This window comes from Candidatus Chryseobacterium colombiense (assembly GCA_029203185.1).
In the GTDB taxonomy this organism is placed as follows: domain Bacteria; phylum Bacteroidota; class Bacteroidia; order Flavobacteriales; family Weeksellaceae; genus Chryseobacterium; species Chryseobacterium colombiense.
In genome coordinates this window covers 2,429,947-2,449,108 of the sequence record CP119310.1, presented here as the reverse complement: position 1 = coordinate 2,449,108, position 19,162 = coordinate 2,429,947, and the positions used below count along the sequence as shown (strand labels likewise).

Here is a 19,162-nt window from a genome sequence, read left to right as displayed (position 1 = left end):
TTCGTTTATTGACTAAATGCTTTTATTTATGGGGGAAATCAATGTTTTAAAAATTCACACCTTTGTGTATTTTTCTGATATTTATAATCATAATTGAAAGATTTTATATATTTTAGTTAAAATAAGTAATTTTTGATGGTATTTTTAATGAAAATATGATTAGATTTGTGTAATTATTAAAAATCTTACAATATGAAATAAACATTTATCCTTTCCTTAATGCAGTTGAAACTGCAATAAAATATATTCAGAGCTTTGAATATATAATCGAAAAAATAACTTGTCTTTCGACGATTATCATCATTAAATTTTAAAAAACTATGAGCGTATTTTTACATTGTAAAAACAAAAAATTCTTTAGGGAGTTGGTTGTATTATTCTGTATGCTGTTCGGGCTGTTTGTGAATGGACAGACAGGATCGATTGGTACGGGTACTGCTACATCAAGCTACCTTCCTGTTTACTCTTGTTATGGATACAGTTATTCACAACAATTGTATACATCTGCTGAGCTTACCTCAGCTATTGGGACTACCAATACGGTAATTACCAAAGTAAGGTTTTATGTATCCGCTACGGCAGCAACCCAATCCAACTATAATCAATGGACAGTCTATATTGGGAATACCACAAAAACGACTTTTTCTTCTACGACCGACTGGGTCCCTTTATCACAAATGTCGCAGGTTTATTCTGGGACATTAAGTAATATGACGACAGGAAACTGGGTAGAGCTTTCTCTTACGACACCATTTGTGTGGGATGGAACGAGCAATCTGGTAATTGCGGTTGATGAAAATGCACCTGGCTATTCATGTACGGCTACATGGGGAGCATATACATCGGGAGCAAATACTGGAATATATCAGTATAGTGATACTGTAAATGCAGATCCGGCTTCGCCGCCAACTGCAAATAGTAGAACGGCATCTATTCCAAGGCTGCAACTTGTAAGCGAAGCACCTTCCGGATGTATGTTTCCAAATCAGCTAGCTACAGGAGTTATTACTTCAAATAGCGGACAGATTACCTGGACAGCTCCTACTCCTGTACCAGCCAACGGCTATGATGTTTATTATAACACTACGGGAGTTGCTCCTACTTCTTCAACGGTACTTAATGCTAGTAATTCCGTACAAAGTACTACTACATCTGCTACCATTTCGGGATTAGCAGCTAACACTACTTATTATGTATGGGCAAGAGCTAAATGTAGTTCTACGCAACAAAGTATTTGGGTAGGGCCGGTTTCTTTCTATACGGGATATTGTGTGCCGACAGGAGGAACGAGTTCAACATCTTATTATTTGAATAAAATCTTAACGACAGGAGGATGGACAAACTTGAATTATACAGCATCTTCTTATACAGGATATGTTAATAATTCAACAAATACTCTTACTACTTCACCGGGAGCTGCCATTAATGTTAGTTTAGCGGCGGCGGGATCTAGTAGTTATTACTATTATGTGTGGGTAGACTGGAATAATGATATGGATTTTAATGATGCGGGAGAAACTATTTTAGCAACAACTTCTTATGCTGCTACAGGATCGACAACTATTAACGTTCCGGCAGCGCAGCCTTATGGAAACTACAGAGTAAGATTTGCGGTGTCATTCAGTGGAGCGCTTACTTCTTGTGGCACTGCGCCATATGGTAATTATGTGGATTATACTATAGCGGTTGGAGCTCCTCCTACTTGTATGCCGCCAACAGCATTGGTTTTAAACTCTGCTACAACATCTTCGGCATCTATTGGATGGACAGCTTCTACAACAAATCCTCTTGGATATGAAATTTATTACAATACAACAGGTATTGCACCGGGAGCTGCAACTACTCCTCAGATTACTGGAGTAACAGGTACAACGACTACAATTTCTGGTTTGGCAATTAACACTACCTATTATATATGGGTACGGGCAAGATGTAGTTCTACTGATGCGAGTCCTTGGTCTGGACCAGTTACTGTATTTACTAATTATTGTGCTCCAACAGGAGGAAGTAGTTCGACAACCTACTACTTAAACAACGTTACAACTACAGGAGGATGGACAAATCTTGGATATACAGCATCATCTTATACAGCTTATGTTAATTCTAACATGTCTTTCCTTAGTTCACCGGGAAGTAGTGTTGTAATGAATTTAGCGACTTCTGGAGGTTCTACATATTATTATTATGTTTGGATTGACTGGAATAATGATATGGATTTTAATGATCCGGGAGAAACTATTTTAGCAACAACTTCTTATGCTTCTACAGGAACAGCAACAATTAATATTCCTGCAGGACAAGCGTTAGGAAATTACAGAGTGAGAACTTCTTCATCTTTTATTGGAGCGGTTACTCCTTGCGGACCTGGTCCATATGGAAACTATGTAGACTTTACATTGGCTGTAGTTGCGCCACCAACTTGTTTACCTCCTACAGGTTTAGCAGTTACAGGTTTGACAGGTAATGGGGCAATTATAAGCTGGGCAACTCCTGCAACGCCACCGGCAAACGGATATGCGTATTATGTTTCTACAACCCCAACGCAGCCGGGAACACCTACAGGGACAACAACGGCAACTTCGGTAAACCTTGCACCGACTTTAGCTCCGAATACGACCTATTACTGGTGGGTAAAAGCAATTTGTTCTCCTACAGATAATAGCTATGTAGCTCAGGGTCCAAATTTTATGACTACGCAAATTCCGGCTCAGCTTCCTTATATTCAGAATTTTGAAACAGCAAATGATTTAGGGTTACTGAACGGAACACAACTTAATAAATGGTTCTATGGTTCTGCAACAGGAAATACGGGAAAATCTATCTATATTACAAATGACAATGGTGTAACGAATGCTTACACAATTGCTTCTGCGGCAAGTACTGTACAAGCCTATAGAGATATCCAGATTCCGGCAGGAACAAGTCTTGCTACTTTCTCTTTTGACTGGAAAGCAGAGGGTGAAAGTGCTTATGACTATTTAAGAGTATGGTTGGTGCCATCCAACTTTATGCCTACACCGGGAACTCAGATTGTAGCTGGTACTGGAAGAGTTCAGATAGGACAGTATAATTTAAATGGAACGACTTGGCAGTCTTATTCTAATGCTAATCTAAACCTTACCAGCTTTGCAGGAAGTGTAATGCGTTTGGTATTTGAATGGAGAAATGATACTTCAGGAGGAACACAGCCACCGGCAGCTGTTGATAATATTGTATTAAGAGTATGTAGTACTGCTACACCTGTTGTTACTGTAACTCCGGCTTCTATTACTCATAATTCGGCGACGATTACTTGGCCACAGGATATCGGAGGAGCTTCTTATAAATTGAGATACAGACCGGTAGGTTCTACTCAATGGTTGCCAACAACAGGCCCAATTGATATACCAGCAATAACAGGTACTACACAGACATTTACATTAAACCCGCCAACTTATCCATTAACTCCTGCAACGAATTATGAAGTAGAAGTAGCGGCAGTTTGTAATACAGTGAATGTAGGAACTTATTCTCATAATGTGTTTACCACAAAATGTGATCCGACTCCACCGAATGTGACTTTTACTAATATTACATCTACTACAGCAGTTGTTAACTGGTCACCATTGGCAGCAAGTGCTACGTATCAGTTGCAATGGAGAAAAGTAGGAGATCCAACATGGATTGGACCGATTAATTTACCGAACCCGCCGGCTAATAGCTTCTCACTTCCTTCAACAGGATATACTTTAACACCGTATACACAGTATGAAGTTCAGGTAAGAAATATATGTGTAAATTCAACAACACCTAACCCATGGTCAAGTTTAGCAAGATTTACGACTGAAAGAACTTGTGAAATTCCGCCACCGGGATTAACCATTCTTGAGTTAAAGCCAACAAGTGCTAAAGTTCAGTGGGATCCTTACGTAGGACCGGATGCAACAGGTAAGTATATCTTAAGATATAGAAAAGTAGGAATTCCGGGATGGACTACTGTTCAGGTAACGAATAATATTTATACTCTTACCGGTTTAACTGAGCTTACTAAATATGAAATGGAAGTAGCCAATGTTTGTAGCGGTACTCCGGGTAATTTCACTTTACCGTATTACTTTACCACTCCAACAGTAATTTACTGTCAGATGGGAGCTATTAATTCATCAGGAGAATATATCTCTAAAGTAACAGTAACTCCTAATGGTAAACCACAGATGGTAAATACTTCTGCAGCTTCAACGTATACAAATTATACAGCTTTTCCTGCTGCTCAGATCGAATTGATCCAGGGATCAACCAACAACCAGTTAACAATTGATAAAGTGGTAACCGGAGATGCAGGAGTTGTAGCATGGATCGACTTCGACAGAAACGGAGAATTTGATATCAATGAAAGAATCCTGGTATCCGGACCAAATACTGCAGCGACAGCAACGACAACATTTAGTGTGCCAGCAGATGCATTTGTAAGCAATGTAGATTATATGTATGTCGTGATGAGAGTAGCCTTAATGAAAGGAGGAATTCCGGTAAACTGTACCAACTTTGACAAGGGTGAAGTAGAAGATTACTCGATAAGAATCTCTAAGAAACCGACAAGCAGTTTATTGAATCAGGATGATATCTTAATTTATCCTAACCCTGTAAGTACGGTATTGAATGTTAAGAATATCAGCAAGAGAGCCAATTATAAGATTTATAGTTCTGCAGGTCAGTTGATCACAAGTGGAATTATCTTAAACAACAAGGTAGATGTTCACATGTTGATTAATGGAGTTTATATGATCGATATTCAGGATGGTTCAACTTCGGTACAGAAGAAATTCATCAAGGAATAAGAAATTACTATAATTGATTACTTTTTAAATAGAATCAGCTCTCAGAAATGAGAGCTGATTTTTTATTATAAATATGTTACCGATTGTAATATGTAAGAATGAATATTTTATGCATAATAGTATTAAGATTTGATGGAGGAAAAAATGAAGTTTTTTGACAGGAATTATTTTTTTTGTTTCAATATGACTGATTTAATGGATATTTGATAGATAAATATTGTAGTTCTTAAAATTTAAATCTTTTTTTTGGTTTTTATTTATTTCCAATAAAAAATGAAAATTGGTGTTATTTATTTAAAATAAATAAGGGTAAGGTATTTGTGAGATAAAAGTATTAGTTTTGCAACCAATTTAAAATAATGAAGCCTATGATAAAAATTTTTACATTTTACTATTTTCTATAATAACTTAAGGTTTTAAACGTTAATCATATTTTTAAGACCATTCAATTTAATTCTAATTTAATTTATGTATAATGCTCAAAATCCTAATAATGGATTTAATATTTTGATGATATGAAGAAGATTTTACTACTTTTTTCATTTGCAATTGCATTTATGGGTAATGCACAGGTGAGTTCTTACAGTTTTGTGAAGTCATCTGGAACTTACACGGCTTTAACAGCGCCTACTGTTTTAGAAGCTGCAACGGCAAATACACTTGCGGGGTCATTGGATAACAATGTCTATCCGGTAACCATTCCATTTAATTTTTCTTTTAATGGCGTTAATTATTCATCATTAAATGTTTCAACAAATGGTTTCTTAACCTTTGGAACAACAGCTCCGTCAACATCTGAATATTCTCCTATTTCCAGTACAACAGCCTATTCTGGTGCTGTTTCTGCATTTGGTGGAGATCTTAATTCAGTATTCAACCTTGGTGGTGCTACAGGTAGCATCAGTTGGAAAGTTGTAGGAACAGCTCCAAACAGGGAAGTAGTCGTTCAGTGGGCTGATTTCAGACCTGCTTACACGACGACGACTACAAGTGCTTATTCTTTTTCCTTTCAGATCCGATTAAGAGAAACTACCAATACAATTGCTGTAGTTTATAAGGGAGGATCTTATCTTGTAGGAAGTACATCTGCTAGTGGGACCAGACAAGTTGGGCTTAGAGGTACATCCAATGCAGATTTTAATAATAGAACTAATTCAACTTCAGTTCTTTACTCAAATGCTACTGCGGGTACAACAAATAGCAGTACTCAGTCATTTAATACGACTGCTGCTACACCTGGAATGCCAACGGACGGATTGACTTATACTTGGACGCCGCCAACTTGCTTTGCGCCTACGAATTTAACGTCATCAGCAATAACCGCTACAAGTGGATCAGTTAGCTGGACCGCTCCATCGTCAGCTCCGGGAAGTGGATATGATATTTATTATACTACTTCTACAACAGCGCCAACATCTTCAACGACACCATCACAAATGGTATTTACAGGAACTTCTGTAACACTTTCACCACTGTCTCCCAATACAACATATTATGTATGGGTAAGATCCAGATGTAGTGGAACAGATCAAAGTGGTTGGACGTCTATATCCTTTACAACACCATGTGCAGCTATAACTGCTTTACCATGGACTGAGAATTTTGATTCTATGTCAAGTATTGGTTCAGGGATTGTTCCTTCTTGCTGGAAACAAGTAACAGGTACTAATGCGTGGACTTCTTCTAATACGGCTTCTACAACATATAATGTACCTAGATCTACTCCGAATTATATGAGGATTCAATATGGTAATACCACGGCAAGCCAATTATGGACACCCGGATTTGCATTAACAGCAGGTACAGCCTATGAGTTTTCATTCTATTATAACACAGGAGGGCAAGGCTCTTCTTACCAAGGATTTACAGGTAATGTATTGGTGAATTCTGCGACTTCTACTACAGGGGCAACCAATTTAGGAACATTTATAACAGCTACTCAGGATACGCCAGGTTATGTTAAGTATAAAGTATATTATACTCCAGCAACATCCGGAACATACTATTTTGGGACTAATGTAACTGCTACTAGCTCTCCTTGGTATTTAGGAGTTGATGATTTTAAATTAAGAGTAGCTCCTACATGTATTGAACCATTAGGAGTAACAGTAGTTAGCTCAACGTCATCTACTGCGACAATTTCTTGGACACCACCGGCTACTGCGCCTGCAGGAGGATATCAAATATATTACAGTACTACAACTACACCGCCTCCGACACCTAATATTACAGGAATTCCAGGCGGAAGTACAGGATATACAATTCCAGGACTTGCACAAAGTACGACCTACTATATATGGGTAAAAGCATTATGTAGCTCTACAGATCAAAGTGATTTATCTGACGTAGTTTCTGTTATGACCACGCAGATTCCGGCTCAGCTTCCTTATATTCAGAATTTTGAAACAGCAAATGATTTAGGTTTAATTAATGGAACTCAAACCAATAAATGGTTCTATGGTGCTGCAACCGGAAATACAGGAAAGTCTATCTATATTACCAATGATAATGGGGTAACAAATGCTTATACCATTACTGCAGGAAGTGTAGTACAGGCGTATAGAGATATAGAGATTCCTAATGGAACCACTTTGGCTTCTTTCTCTTTTGACTGGAAAGGACAAGGGGAAAGTGCTTATGATTACTTAAGAGTATGGTTAGTACCGTCAAGTTTTATGCCTACATCGGGAGTTCAGATTACAGCTGCAACAGGAACACCTGGAGCACCGGGAAGAGTTCAGGTAGGACAGTATAATTTAAATGGGACTTGGAGTAATTATTCCAATTCAAACTTGAATCTTACGAATTATGCAGGTACTACTATGCGTTTGGTATTCGAATGGAGAAACGATACTTCAGGAGGAACGCAGCCACCAATGGCGGTCGATAATATTGTATTGAGAGTATGTAGCACGGCTACACCTGTCGTTACCGTAACTCCGGCTTCTATTACGCATAATTCAGCAACAATTACCTGGCCACAGGATATTGGAGGAGCTTCTTATAAAGTAAGATACCGTCCGGTTGGTTCCACTCAATGGCTACCAGTATCAGGTCCAATTGATGTCCCGGCAGTAACAGCGGCTAACCAACCACCTTTTCCTCTTACAGGATTAACTCCTGCAACATTATACGAAGTGGAAGTAGCAGCGGTTTGTAATACGGTGAATGTAGGAACCTATTCCCACAATGAATTTACTACAAAATGTGATCCGACTCCACCGAATGTAACGTTCACCAATATTACGTCTACTTCGGCAATTGTGAATTGGTCGCCGTTAGTTGCGAGTGCAACTTACCAAATGCAATGGAGAAAAGTAGGAGGAACTTGGTCTCTGCCAATTAACTTACCAAATCCACCGGCAAGTACATATCTGCTTTCGGGCTTAGATCCATATACACAGTATGAGGTTCAGGTAAGAAGCACATGTGTTAATTCAACGACACCTAATCCATGGTCTAGCTTAGCAAGATTTACAACTGAAAGAACTTGTGTTATTGCGCCTCCGGGATTAACCATTCTTGAGTTAAAACCAACAAGTGCTAAAGTTCAGTGGGATCCTTATCTAGGACCGGATGCAACAGGTAAATATGTATTGAGATACAGAAAAGTAGGAATTCCAGGATGGACTAATGTTCAGGTAACGAATAATATTTATACTCTTACCGGTTTAACGGAGCTTACTAAATATGAAATGGAGGTAGCTAATATTTGTAGTGGTACTCCTGGTAATTTCACGTTACCGTACTATTTTACCACTCCAACGGTGATCTACTGTCAGATGGGAGCTAATAATACATCAGGAGAATATATTTCCAAAGTAACTGTGCTTCCTAATGGTAAACCACAGATGGTAAATACTTCTGCAGCTTCAACATATACTGATTATACGGCTGTTCCTACTGCTCAGATCGAATTGATCCAAGGATCAGTAAACAACCAGTTGACAATTGATAAAGTGGTAACCGCAGATGCAGGAGTTGTAGCATGGATCGACTTCGACAGAAACGGAGAATTTGATATCAATGAAAGAATCTTAGTATCCGGGCCAAATACTGCAGCAACAGCAACGACAATATTCAGTGTACCATCAGATGCTTTTGTAAGCAATGTAGACTATACGTATGTGGTGATGAGAGTAGCTTTAATGAAAGGAGGAATTCCTGTAAACTGTACCAACTTTGACAATGGGGAAGTGGAAGATTACACGGTAAGAATCACTAAGAAACCAGCTACTAATCTGTTGAATCAGAATGATATCTTAATTTACCCTAACCCGGTAAGCACAGTATTGAATGTTAAGAATATCAGCAAGAGAGCTAATTATAAAATATATAGTGCTGCAGGACAGCTGATCACAAGTGGAATTATCTTAAACAACAAGGTAGATGTTCATGCATTAATCAACGGAATGTATGTGATCGATATTCAGGATGGTTCAACTTCGGTACAGAAGAAATTCATCAAGGAATAAGAAATCATAACTGATTACTTTAAAATAGAATCAGCTCTCAGAAATGGGAGCTGATTTTTTTATTCGTAGATAAATAAAGACAAAAAAACTCGTTGAAAAAATTCCAACGAGCTGTATTTTATTCAATATCAAAAATGATTTTTTCTGTTTGTTCCTTCAGATCATCCAGGTTTGTATTATTATAGATGATATGATCGGCCAGCTTTATTTTGTCTTTTTCCGGCATTTGTTTTTCCATGACAGCTTCTACTTCCCGATAGGTTTTTCCGTCCCTGTCCATTACTCTTTTAGCCCGGATGTTGTCTTCGGCAGTTACTAAAACAGATTGATAACATTGCCTGTTTAATTTTAATTCAAATAACAACGCTGTCTCTTTAAAAACAAGATATTTGGTCTGTCTTTTCACCCATTCTTCAAAATCGATCCGGACAGCAGGATGAATAATTTCATTTAGGCTGTGGAGTAGATCTTTATTATTAAAAACTTTTTCAGCAACGAATTTTCTATTGTAAAGTCCGTTTTCATCATAGGCTTCATCACCTAAAAGGGTTTTAATTTTTTCCTTCAAGTCATCATTGTCGTTTACAATATCTTTTGCCCTGTCATCTGAATAATAAACTGGAAATCCGAACTCTTCAATGAATTTTGCAACAGTGGTTTTTCCTGATCCGATTCCTCCTGTTAATCCTATTATTTTCGGGGTAGATAACGGTTCTGGTTCTGCTTTTTGAGTTTCTGACTGTAATTCTTCCATACTTAAAAATTAATATCCAAAAACATCATTAAAACTAAAAGTCTCGTCTAGTCTTACTCCTTTTTCCGTCATTTTAAGACTTGCCAATTCATTATGGGCATCATGTTCAAAAAATAACAAATATTCATTATCTACGCATTGCTTCAGGAATTTTCCTTTCTCTTCTAGTGTTAAAAGAGGTCTTGTATCATATCCCATTACATACACCAGATTGATATGTCCAACTGTAGGAATCAAATCAGCAGCAAAAACTATTGTTTTATCCTGATATTGAATCACAGGCAACATTTGTTTTTCTGTGTGACCATCAACAAATATGACATCCATTTTCAAGTCGGGTGCAAAGCCGTAATTTCCGGTGGTTGGAAGCGGTAAAAAATTCAGCTGTCCGCTTTCCTGCATCGGGATAATGTTTTCCTTTAAAAAACTTGCTTTTTCTCTTGCGTTAGGTTCTGTTGCCCATTGCCAGTGATTTTCATTGGTCCAGAAATGTGCATTTTTAAAAGCAGGTCTGTAACCTGTTTTGTCATCGTTCCATTCGATAGCTCCACCACAATGATCGAAATGAAGATGGGTTAAAAAAACATCTGTGATATCTTCCCTTACGAAACCATATTTTTTTAAATTTTTATCTAAATGATCATCTCCCCAAAGAGAATAATGCCCGAAGAACTTTTCATCCTGTTTGTTTCCAAGACCGCAATCAATTAAAATTAATTTCTTTCCGTCTTCTACAAGAAGTGAGCGTGTTCCAAGCTCGATTAGGTTTTTTTCGTCTGCAGGATTCGTCTTTTCCCACAAACTCTTTGGGACGACTCCAAACATGGCTCCGCCATCTAATTTAAATTTTCCACACTGTATTGGATATAGTTTCATATAATATTAAGTTTTATAATGTATTATTTTTTAACAGTTTCATTTTCTCAGCAATCTTTTTTCCGTTTTCATCGCTGTTTTCAAGATTTGAAATGATATTTTTAAAATCATTCTCTTTTCTGTTTTGAGAAAGCTTCTGTTTAATGAAAATTTCGGTAGGAATAATTTTTAATCCGAAAGCCCCTTTCATCTCTTTTTCAACAAATTCTTTTCCCATATTTTCTACCATCATCGGGCATTGCTGAAACATCTCGTATTTTGAAGTCAGTTTATCTAAATGATCATACAGCTCTTTCGGGGTCATCAGTTCGACTTTTCCATAGATTTGCACGGCTTCATAATTCCAGGTCGAAACATTCACATGGTCATACCAGCTGCTTGAAACATAGACATGCGCTCCTAAAAAATCGCAAAGAACTTCATCTCCGTTTTTTAGTATTTTTGCTTGTGGATTGGCTTTTGAAATATGAGTTTCAATATAAACATTTTCTGTGTCATCTTCATTCAGCATCATCATAGAATGGGTGGCACGAATTTTATCCACGGAAGAAATTAATAAAGCAAAAGAATGCTCTCGGATAATTTCTTTCATCAGATTGTAATCTTCGCTTTTGTATAATTTAGGTATAAACATTATTTAAAATAATTCCCCAGGATTTTTAGGTCTTGCAATATTCAGATGTTTATAGGCTTTTTCAGTCACTTCGCGCCCTCTTGGAGTTCTAATGATAAATCCCTCCTGAATTAAAAAGGGCTCATAAACCTCTTCCAGTGTTTCAGGATTTTCGGCTATTGAGGTAGCGAGTGCGGAAATACCTACAGGCTTTCCTTTAAAATTCTCAATCATTACACGCATGATCTTATTATCCATTTCGTCCAATCCGAATTCATCTACATTCAATGAATTAAGAGCATATTTGGTGATGTTAATTTCAATTTCACCATTACCTTTTATCTCAGCAAAATCACGGACTCTTCTCAATAGAGCATTGGCAATTCTTGGAGTTCCACGGCTTCTTCTTGCAATTTCAATCGCTGCATCTTCATAGATTTTCACACCCAAAACTCTTGCACTTCTGATGATGATCATTGATAAGAGTTCAATGGTATAATATTCAAGTCTGCTTTGAATTCCGAATCTTGCCAACATCGGTTTGGTCAGCATTCCGCTTCTTGTCGTTGCACCAACCAAAGTAAAAGGATTCAGGCCGATCTGAACACTTCTCGCATTAGGACCGGTTTCCAGCATGATATCGATTTTATAGTCCTCCATCGCGGAATATAGGTATTCTTCTACAACAGGAGACAACCGGTGAATTTCATCAATAAAAAGAACATCATTTTCCTCAAGGTTTGTCAATAATCCGGCTAAACTTCCGGGTTTATCCAGTACAGGACCGGATGTAATTTTGCAGTTTACTCCCAATTCGTTGGCAATAATATTTGCTAAAGTTGTTTTTCCCAAACCTGGAGGACCATGCAATAAAACATGGTCGAGTGCTCCGCCACGTTTCTTGGCAGCGGTTACGAAGACTTCAAGATTTTCCAAAGTTTTCCTTTGTCCCGCAAAATCTTTAAAGCTTTGAGGACGAATCTGTTCTTCCTGTATCAGCTCCTCACGGGAGTAATTGTCTTTGTCTGGGTGTAAAAAATCAGGCATTAATTCAATTTCATTTACCGTAAAGATAGGAAAATTGAGGTTAAGATTAAGGTTGGATCAGATGAAAAATTAAGATTTGAGCAGAAGAGATATTTTGAGTATTTTTGAGAGAGAAAATTTTGGATATAAAGAAGTTGATGTTGCTTTAGAAGTATAGAATCGTAATTGAATATTTTCTAGCATTCCTGTAAAGCATGAGTTCAACTGTTTTTCCAATATTAGCATTAAACTAAATAAATGAAACTTATTGGTCCTTTCAAGCAGGTTGTAACACTTGCTAATCTTCCTTTAAGAGGAAAGCTTTCTGATGAGCAACTTGAAATTATTACTGATGGAGGTATTGTAGTCAATAATGACAAAATCCATCAGATCGGAAATTTTGAAACATTAAAATCGGAAAATCAAAATATAGAGATTGAAACTGTTGAAGGAGAACAGATCGTTCTTCCGGCTTTTGTAGATTCTCATACCCATATTTGCTTTGGGGGAAACCGCGCGAATGATTTTGCGATGCGTAACGCAGGAAAAACGTATCTTGAAATTGCAGAAAGCGGAGGGGGAATCTGGAGCTCTGTTCAGCATACAAGAAATGCTTCAGAAGAGAAATTATTGAAAACTTTACTGGAAAGAATTGATTTTCTGGTTTCTTTAGGAATCACAACCATTGAAGTAAAAAGTGGTTACGGATTAGATGTCGAAAATGAATTGAAAATGCTTCGAATCATTAAAAAAGCTCAGGAACAAACGAAGGTAACTTTAGTTCCTACCTGTCTTTCCGCACATTTGAAACCGAGAGATTTTGAAGGAAATAATCAAGAATATTTACAATATATTTTAACTGAAATTTTACCTAAAGTAAAAGAAGAAAATCTGGCGAAACGCGTCGATATTTTCATTGAAAAATCTGCATTTCAGCCTGAAGAAAGCAAAGATTTCTTACTTAAAACGAAAGACTTAGGTTTTGAAATTACAGTCCATGCAGACCAGTTCACTCCCGGAAGTTCAAGAATTGCAGTGGAAGTGGGGGCAAAATCTGCGGATCATCTGGAAGCAACAATTGATGAAGATATTGAATTCTTGGCGCAGTCAGAAACTGTGGCAACAGCTTTACCGGGTGCAAGTTTAGGCTTGGGAGAAAAATTTACTCCCGCAAGAAAACTCTTGGATGCAGGAGCAATTGTAGCCATCGCAAGTGACTGGAACCCTGGTTCTGCTCCTATGGGAAACCTGATTACACAAGCTTCTATTTTAGCAACATTTGAAAAGCTTACTACAGCAGAAGTTTTAGCCGGAATAACATTCCGTTCGGCTTTTGCACTTGGTTTAGAAGATAGAGGAAGGTTAGCAGCGGATCAGAAAGCTGATTTTGTAACTTTTAAAACCAGTAATTTCCAAAATGTTCTGTATAACCAGGGAAGCTTACAAGCTGAAAGTGTTTATATTGATGGAAAAAAAGTTTAGACTAAATACAAAATTATCAAAGTAATGAACAAAATCTGGCAGGGTAGATTAGATGGTGAAGAGCTTCTTTATCACAGGCTCTTTCAAAGAGTGAAAGAAGAAACTAATTACGATGCAATTTCAACGAATGATTTCGTTTTACATGGGTTTGCCGTAGATGAAGGGGTTCGGAGAAATAAAGGAAGACAGGGGGCAAAAGATGCTCCATGTATCATCAGGAAAAATATGTCCAACTTTCCGGTGATTCTTCCTGATTTTTCGTTGCTTGATTTTGGTAATGTTACCTGTGAAGATGGAAAATTAGAAAATGCTCAGAATAATCTTGCTAAGAATGTTTCCAAAGTTCTGTTGAAAGGAGGAAAATCAATGGTTTTGGGAGGGGGGCATGAGGTTACTTATGCCCATTATTTAGGTGTTAAAACAGCTTTTCCTGAACAGAAGATCGGGATCATTAATATTGATGCCCATTTTGATAACAGACAGCCTGAAAATGGAGTAGGAGCAAGTTCCGGAACAGGATTTTGGCAGATTGCCCAGGAAAGCGAAATCAATTCACTGCATATCGGAATTCAAAGAAATTCCAATACCTTGAAATTATTTGATACAGCACATCAGTATGGAATGAAATATATTTTGGCTGATGAACTGTTCTTTGAAAACTTACCTTCTATTTACCAGAGAATAAATGAACTGCTGGAAAGTGTTGACTATGTTTACTTAACGATTTGTATGGATGTCTTTAATGCTTCCATAGCTCCGGGAGTTTCAGCTTCAGCCTATAATGGAATTTTTGCAGATGCTACATTTATGCATTTTTACAGACACATTTTAAAAAGTGAAAAGCTATTAGCTTTGGATGTAGCAGAAGTTAATCCGTTATTTGATATTCAGGAAAGAACGGCGAGACTGGCGGCATGTCTTATGAATGAATGGTTTATGATATAAACGATAATTTGATATTCTTCGATAGAGAAAATCATTATTTTATTTAACCCTAAGGAACAAATTTTGTTGCTTATATGATGCTTTTTAGAGAAAGGCATTAATTAAATTCATTGATTTGAATTTAAAAACAGAAATTACAGTATGGAACAATCAATTGAAAATAAACTTATCCAAGGAGATAAGGCATTTTCAGAATGGAGAAAAGTACCATTCGAAAACAGACAAAAACTCATTGCAAAAGCTGCAGGAATTTTAAAAAACAATGCTGAGAGATTTGGTACTATCATTACTCAAGAGATGAATAAGCCGATTTCAGAATCGATTGCTGAGGTAGAAAAATGTGCTTTAATGATGAATTATTATGCCGATGCCGAGAACATTTTAAAACCAGAGAAAATAGACTCCGAATTTTCTTATTCAGAAGTTCATTATGTTCCAAAAGGTGTGATTTTAGGAGTAATGCCTTGGAATTTTCCTTTCTGGCAGGTGTTGAGATTCGCTGCGCCTGCAATTTTAGCGGGTAATACTATTGTTTTGAAGCATGCATCAATTTGCTTTGGAAGTGGAAATGCGATTGAAGAGGTGCTTTTGGAAGCGGGCTTTCCAGAAGGTGTTTTTCAGAATCTTGAAGTGGGACATAAAGCCGTAAAAGAAATTTTAGAGCATCCTATTGTAAAAGGAGTAAGTCTTACAGGAAGTGGAAAAGCAGGTGGTGAAGTGGCTTCGATAGCCGGTTTAAACATTAAGAAATCCCTGCTTGAATTAGGAGGAAGTGATGCATTTATTGTTTTTGATGATGCAGACCTAGAGGAAGCTGCGAAGGCCGGAGTGAAATCCAGGCTTCAAAACTGTGGACAAACTTGTACTGCAGCCAAGAGGTTTATTATCGATGAGAAAGTTGAAGATGTTTTTCTTCCAAAATTCATTGAAGAATATAAAAAATATGTTGTCGGAGATCCGATGAATAAAGAAACCAGGATTGCAGGAATGGCAAGGCCGGACTTGGCCGATGATTTGGAACAGCAATTTAAAAAAGCTTTGGAGAACGGTGCGGAAATTATCATCCCATTGGAAAGAATTTCAGATATTGAATTTAATCCAGGATTAATCCGTGTAAAAGAAGGTAATCCAATTTTACAGGAAGAACTTTTCGGACCGCTTGGAATAGTGATGATTGCTAAAAATGATGAGGAAGCTTTACAAATGGCGAATGATATTCCCTTCGGACTTTCAAACTCTGTCTGGACAGCTGATAAAGCCCGTCAGTTATTCTTTATCGAAAACCTGGAATCGGGAACGGTAAATATCAACAGAATGACAAGTTCTGATCCCCGTTTTCCTTTTGGCGGAACAAAGGCTTCGGGTTATGGTACGGAGCTTTCTTTACTGGCTTTAAAAGAGTTTGTAACGGCTAAGACGATTGTCGGAAATTAGCTTTATTGAAAATAGGAAATAATTTAAACATAAAAAAACTCCCAAAATCTTGGGAGTTTTTATTGTATACTGTTTTTCGTTTGATTAAACCGTTGTTAATCTCAATGTATTCGTTTTTCCACCTTCGTATGATGGTGTAGCATTGATGTTGATTACAAAATCTCCGGTTTCAATATAACCGTGGTTGTGAGTCAGCATATTTACCTGGATAATCGTTTCATCCGTAGGTTTCTTCATATCATAATAGTAAGCATGAACTCCCCAAAGCAGGTTCAGCATGGTAATAACTCTCTTATTTCCGCTATAAACGATGATATGCGAGTTCGGTCTGTGTGCTGCAAGCTGGAATGCTGTATATCCTGAATGTGTTAAAGTAACGATAGCTGAAACATTGGTTGTTTTTGCAATTCTTACCGCTGCAAGACAAACTCTGTTAGTAATGAATCTTTCATCGATGCAGTTGTAGTCTTTTTCAATCGGTTCATTTTTGTGTTGGTAAAAATGGGTCATTTCAATGTTCTTCACAATTTTAGCCATATTTTCAACCACCTGAACAGGATATCTACCTACAGAAGTTTCTCCAGAAAGCATTACTGCATCAGCTCCGTCCAATACGGAGTTGGCAACGTCGTTTACCTCTGCTCTTGTTGGTGTTAAGCTGTTGATCATTGTTTCCATCATCTGAGTAGCAATGATTACCGGCTTAGAGTAAAATCTGGCTTTTTCTACCAATGTTTTCTGAATAGCCGGAACTTCTTCCATTGGAACTTCTACTCCTAAATCTCCACGCGCAACCATTAATCCGTCACATTCCAATAGGATCTCATCAATATTTTTTACGCCTTCAGGCTTTTCAATTTTCGCAATAATCGGAGTCTTAAATTTACCTTTCGGGTGTTTATTGATTAATTCTTTCAAATCAATAATATCCTGAGCGTGACGCACGAATGAAAGAGCCACCCAATCTACTTCCTGATCAAGCATGAAATTAGCATCCTGAATATCTTTTTCCGTTAAAGCAGGAAGAGAAACGTTGGTATTGGGAAGGTTTACTCCTTTTTTAGAACTTAAAGGTCCCCCTTGAATCGTTTTTGCTTTTACCGTATCGGTCAGATTGGTTTCAGTAACTTCCAAAACTAACTTACCATCATCGATAAGAATTCTTTCACCAACTTTTACATCTTGTGGAAACTGTTGGTAAGTCATATATACTTTTGTAGAATCGCCTTCTATTTTTTCATTGGTAAAGGTCAGAATATCTCCAGGATTCAGATAAGAACCTTCTTTTACCACACCTACTCTCAGCTTAGGACCCTGTAAATCTCCCAATATACCTACAGAGAAACCATATTCTTTATTAAGCTCTCTGATGATTTTGATATTTGCTTTTACTAGATCATAATCGGCGTGTGAAAAATTAATTCTAAAAATATCAACTCCCGCTTTCATTAATCCTAACATTACTTCCTTCGACGATGAAGCCGGTCCAAGTGTTGCGATAATTTTTGTCTTCTTTAAATACTTATTCATAATACTGGATAATTTGATAAAGTTCTTCCTCAGAACTCAATGTATAATCTTGAATTGGAAATACAAGATTTTCAGGGAGCAAAATTACGGAAAAATCAGGAAACTGTTCCGAACTATGCAGAATATATTCTACATCTACCTGATTATTTAATAAAAATTTAATGTTTTCTTCTTCTGAGAAGAGTTCTGTTTGTATTTTTTTTTGTTTACTTTCAGAAGATCTGTTCGAAATGAAAGTAAAACATGTCTTTGTAAACTTGTGATAAGCTTCAAATCTTGGAAAAAAATAATCATAATAATCTCCGTGTAAGACAATGTCCTTTTTTCTGGAGAAGGTAAGATCATTATTTTGATTTATTTTGTAGAAAAACTCGTGATCAGGTATATTTTTTGCTAATCTTACCAATCCTATGGCAATATCTTCAAATTCTATATCGTCTAGATCATAAAGTTTTTGGATTTCCAAGTATATTTTCTTTTTTATTTAAAATATAAAATGCTCTCTGTGCTGCTTTTTCTTCTGCTTTCTTTTTGGAGGTTTCTGTAGCATTGGCTATTTTTTCTTCACCTAACCAAACATGACATCGAAAAACGACGGCTTTATTTACCTGGATTTCTTCGCAGGTCTCATATTTTATATTTACTTTTTTCTTCTGGCTCCATTCCAGCAAAAGACCTTTGTAGCTTACAATTTTATTCTCAAGTTTATTGATCTCTGATGGCGTTAAAAGCCTTTCCAAAATGATTTTCTTACAGGTGTCATATTGAAAATCCAGATAAACGGCACCAATTAAGGCTTCAAATAAATTTCCGGAGATATTTTCCCCTAAAGCCACAGAATTTTGCTTTTGCAGAAGATCTGTCAATTTTAAATCTTCTCCAAGTTTATTAAGGTTTTTCCTGTTGACAATCTTAGATTTCATTTGTGTCAGATACCCTTCATTAGCTTTAGGATAAGTCTGAAACAGATGACAGGAGATAATTGTACCCAAAACGGAATCTCCCAAAAATTCAAGTCTTTCGTAATTACTATTGTCTTGATTTTTAGAAGAGCTTTTTAAAGAAAAAGCTTCACGGTAAAGCGCAACATTTTGCACCTCGGTACCTAACATTTTGTGAAGTTCAGTACTGAGGAAGTAGTCTCTCTCCGTTAATTTTCTTTTTCTTTGTTTGAGAAGGAATTTAGAAAAGTATTTCTGTAACTCCATTC

At 37.0% G+C, this 19,162-nt stretch carries 12 protein-coding genes; 5 read left to right on the top strand and 7 right to left on the bottom strand.

All coding sequences use genetic code 11. The features are described 5' to 3' along the window. Window positions 1-320: 320 nt before the first annotated feature. Together P0Y62_10910 and P0Y62_10905 are read left to right on the top strand one after the other, a co-directional pair. Entirely contained in the window at window positions 321-4,817 is a 4,497-nt protein-coding gene (locus tag P0Y62_10910; GenBank protein WEK68368.1) for a GEVED domain-containing protein, read from the top strand. Between the two features lie 515 nt (window positions 4,818-5,332). Further along, a complete protein-coding gene (locus tag P0Y62_10905) occupies window positions 5,333-9,292 on the top strand; it encodes a fibronectin type III domain-containing protein (GenBank protein WEK68367.1) in 3,960 nt (1,319 codons plus the stop codon). 118 nt (window positions 9,293-9,410) lie between these two features. On the opposite strand, the gene coaE is transcribed toward P0Y62_10905, so the two are convergent. The 4 genes from coaE to ruvB are packed head-to-tail and all read right to left on the bottom strand — an operon-like array spanning window position 9,411 to window position 12,582. Continuing rightward, on the bottom strand, window positions 9,411-10,046 hold the full coding sequence (gene coaE / locus P0Y62_10900; GenBank protein WEK68366.1) for a dephospho-CoA kinase: 636 nt from the start codon (window positions 10,044-10,046) through the stop codon (window positions 9,411-9,413). Between the two features lie 9 nt (window positions 10,047-10,055). Beyond that, the gene (locus P0Y62_10895) at window positions 10,056-10,922 is read right to left on the bottom strand and encodes an MBL fold metallo-hydrolase (protein ID WEK68365.1); all 867 of its coding nucleotides are present in this window, start codon (window positions 10,920-10,922) and stop codon (window positions 10,056-10,058) included. 13 nt (window positions 10,923-10,935) lie between these two features. Continuing rightward, a complete protein-coding gene (locus P0Y62_10890; GenBank protein WEK68364.1) occupies window positions 10,936-11,556 on the bottom strand; it encodes an FMN-binding negative transcriptional regulator in 621 nt (206 codons plus the stop codon). 3 nt (window positions 11,557-11,559) lie between these two features. Further along, a complete protein-coding gene (gene ruvB, locus P0Y62_10885; protein ID WEK68363.1) occupies window positions 11,560-12,582 on the bottom strand; it encodes a Holliday junction branch migration DNA helicase RuvB in 1,023 nt (340 codons plus the stop codon). Window positions 12,583-12,819: 237 nt separating this feature from the next. Between ruvB and hutI the strand changes: the two genes are divergently transcribed. The 3 genes from hutI (at window position 12,820) to P0Y62_10870 (ending at window position 16,422) form a co-directional block, all read left to right on the top strand. Continuing rightward, window positions 12,820-14,043, top strand: a complete 1,224-nt coding sequence (hutI, locus tag P0Y62_10880; GenBank protein WEK68362.1) for an imidazolonepropionase — start codon at window positions 12,820-12,822, stop codon at window positions 14,041-14,043. Window positions 14,044-14,067: 24 nt separating this feature from the next. After that, on the top strand, window positions 14,068-14,988 hold the full coding sequence (gene hutG, locus P0Y62_10875) for a formimidoylglutamase (protein WEK68361.1): 921 nt from the start codon (window positions 14,068-14,070) through the stop codon (window positions 14,986-14,988). A gap of 141 nt (window positions 14,989-15,129) precedes the next feature. Continuing rightward, window positions 15,130-16,422 (top strand): aldehyde dehydrogenase family protein, encoded by a 1,293-nt coding sequence (locus P0Y62_10870; GenBank protein WEK68360.1) that lies wholly within the window; start codon window positions 15,130-15,132, stop codon window positions 16,420-16,422. A gap of 84 nt (window positions 16,423-16,506) precedes the next feature. Here P0Y62_10870 and pyk read toward each other — a convergent pair whose 3' ends face one another. Genes pyk through rnc form a run of 3 tightly spaced genes read right to left on the bottom strand, consistent with a single transcriptional unit; the run spans window position 16,507 to window position 19,160 of the window. Beyond that, window positions 16,507-17,952, bottom strand: coding sequence for a pyruvate kinase (pyk, locus tag P0Y62_10865; GenBank protein WEK68359.1), 1,446 nt, complete (start codon window positions 17,950-17,952; stop codon window positions 16,507-16,509). Next, window positions 17,945-18,418: an IPExxxVDY family protein gene (locus P0Y62_10860; protein ID WEK68358.1), complete on the bottom strand. Its 474-nt coding sequence runs from the start codon at window positions 18,416-18,418 to the stop codon at window positions 17,945-17,947. The genes pyk and P0Y62_10860 overlap by 8 nt, the downstream gene beginning before the upstream one ends. Continuing rightward, a complete protein-coding gene (rnc, locus tag P0Y62_10855; GenBank protein WEK68357.1) occupies window positions 18,396-19,160 on the bottom strand; it encodes a ribonuclease III in 765 nt (254 codons plus the stop codon). Before rnc ends, P0Y62_10860 begins: the two co-directional genes overlap by 23 nt. Window positions 19,161-19,162 lie beyond the last annotated feature (2 nt).

What these genes read in the sequence shown, in the direction of transcription:
- pyk (WEK68359.1), bottom strand. Translation starts at nt 17,952, where the DNA reads ATGAATAAGTATTTAAAGAAGACAAAAATTATCGCAACACTTGGACCG.
- ruvB (WEK68363.1), bottom strand. Translation starts at nt 12,582, where the DNA reads ATGCCTGATTTTTTACACCCAGACAAAGACAATTACTCCCGTGAGGAG.
- P0Y62_10910 (WEK68368.1), top strand. Translation starts at nt 321, where the DNA reads ATGAGCGTATTTTTACATTGTAAAAACAAAAAATTCTTTAGGGAGTTG.
- hutI (WEK68362.1), top strand. Translation starts at nt 12,820, where the DNA reads ATGAAACTTATTGGTCCTTTCAAGCAGGTTGTAACACTTGCTAATCTT.
- P0Y62_10905 (WEK68367.1), top strand. Translation starts at nt 5,333, where the DNA reads ATGAAGAAGATTTTACTACTTTTTTCATTTGCAATTGCATTTATGGGT.
- P0Y62_10870 (WEK68360.1), top strand. Translation starts at nt 15,130, where the DNA reads ATGGAACAATCAATTGAAAATAAACTTATCCAAGGAGATAAGGCATTT.
- P0Y62_10895 (WEK68365.1), bottom strand. Translation starts at nt 10,922, where the DNA reads ATGAAACTATATCCAATACAGTGTGGAAAATTTAAATTAGATGGCGGA.
- rnc (WEK68357.1), bottom strand. Translation starts at nt 19,160, where the DNA reads ATGGAGTTACAGAAATACTTTTCTAAATTCCTTCTCAAACAAAGAAAA.
- coaE (WEK68366.1), bottom strand. Translation starts at nt 10,046, where the DNA reads ATGGAAGAATTACAGTCAGAAACTCAAAAAGCAGAACCAGAACCGTTA.
- hutG (WEK68361.1), top strand. Translation starts at nt 14,068, where the DNA reads ATGAACAAAATCTGGCAGGGTAGATTAGATGGTGAAGAGCTTCTTTAT.
- P0Y62_10890 (WEK68364.1), bottom strand. Translation starts at nt 11,556, where the DNA reads ATGTTTATACCTAAATTATACAAAAGCGAAGATTACAATCTGATGAAA.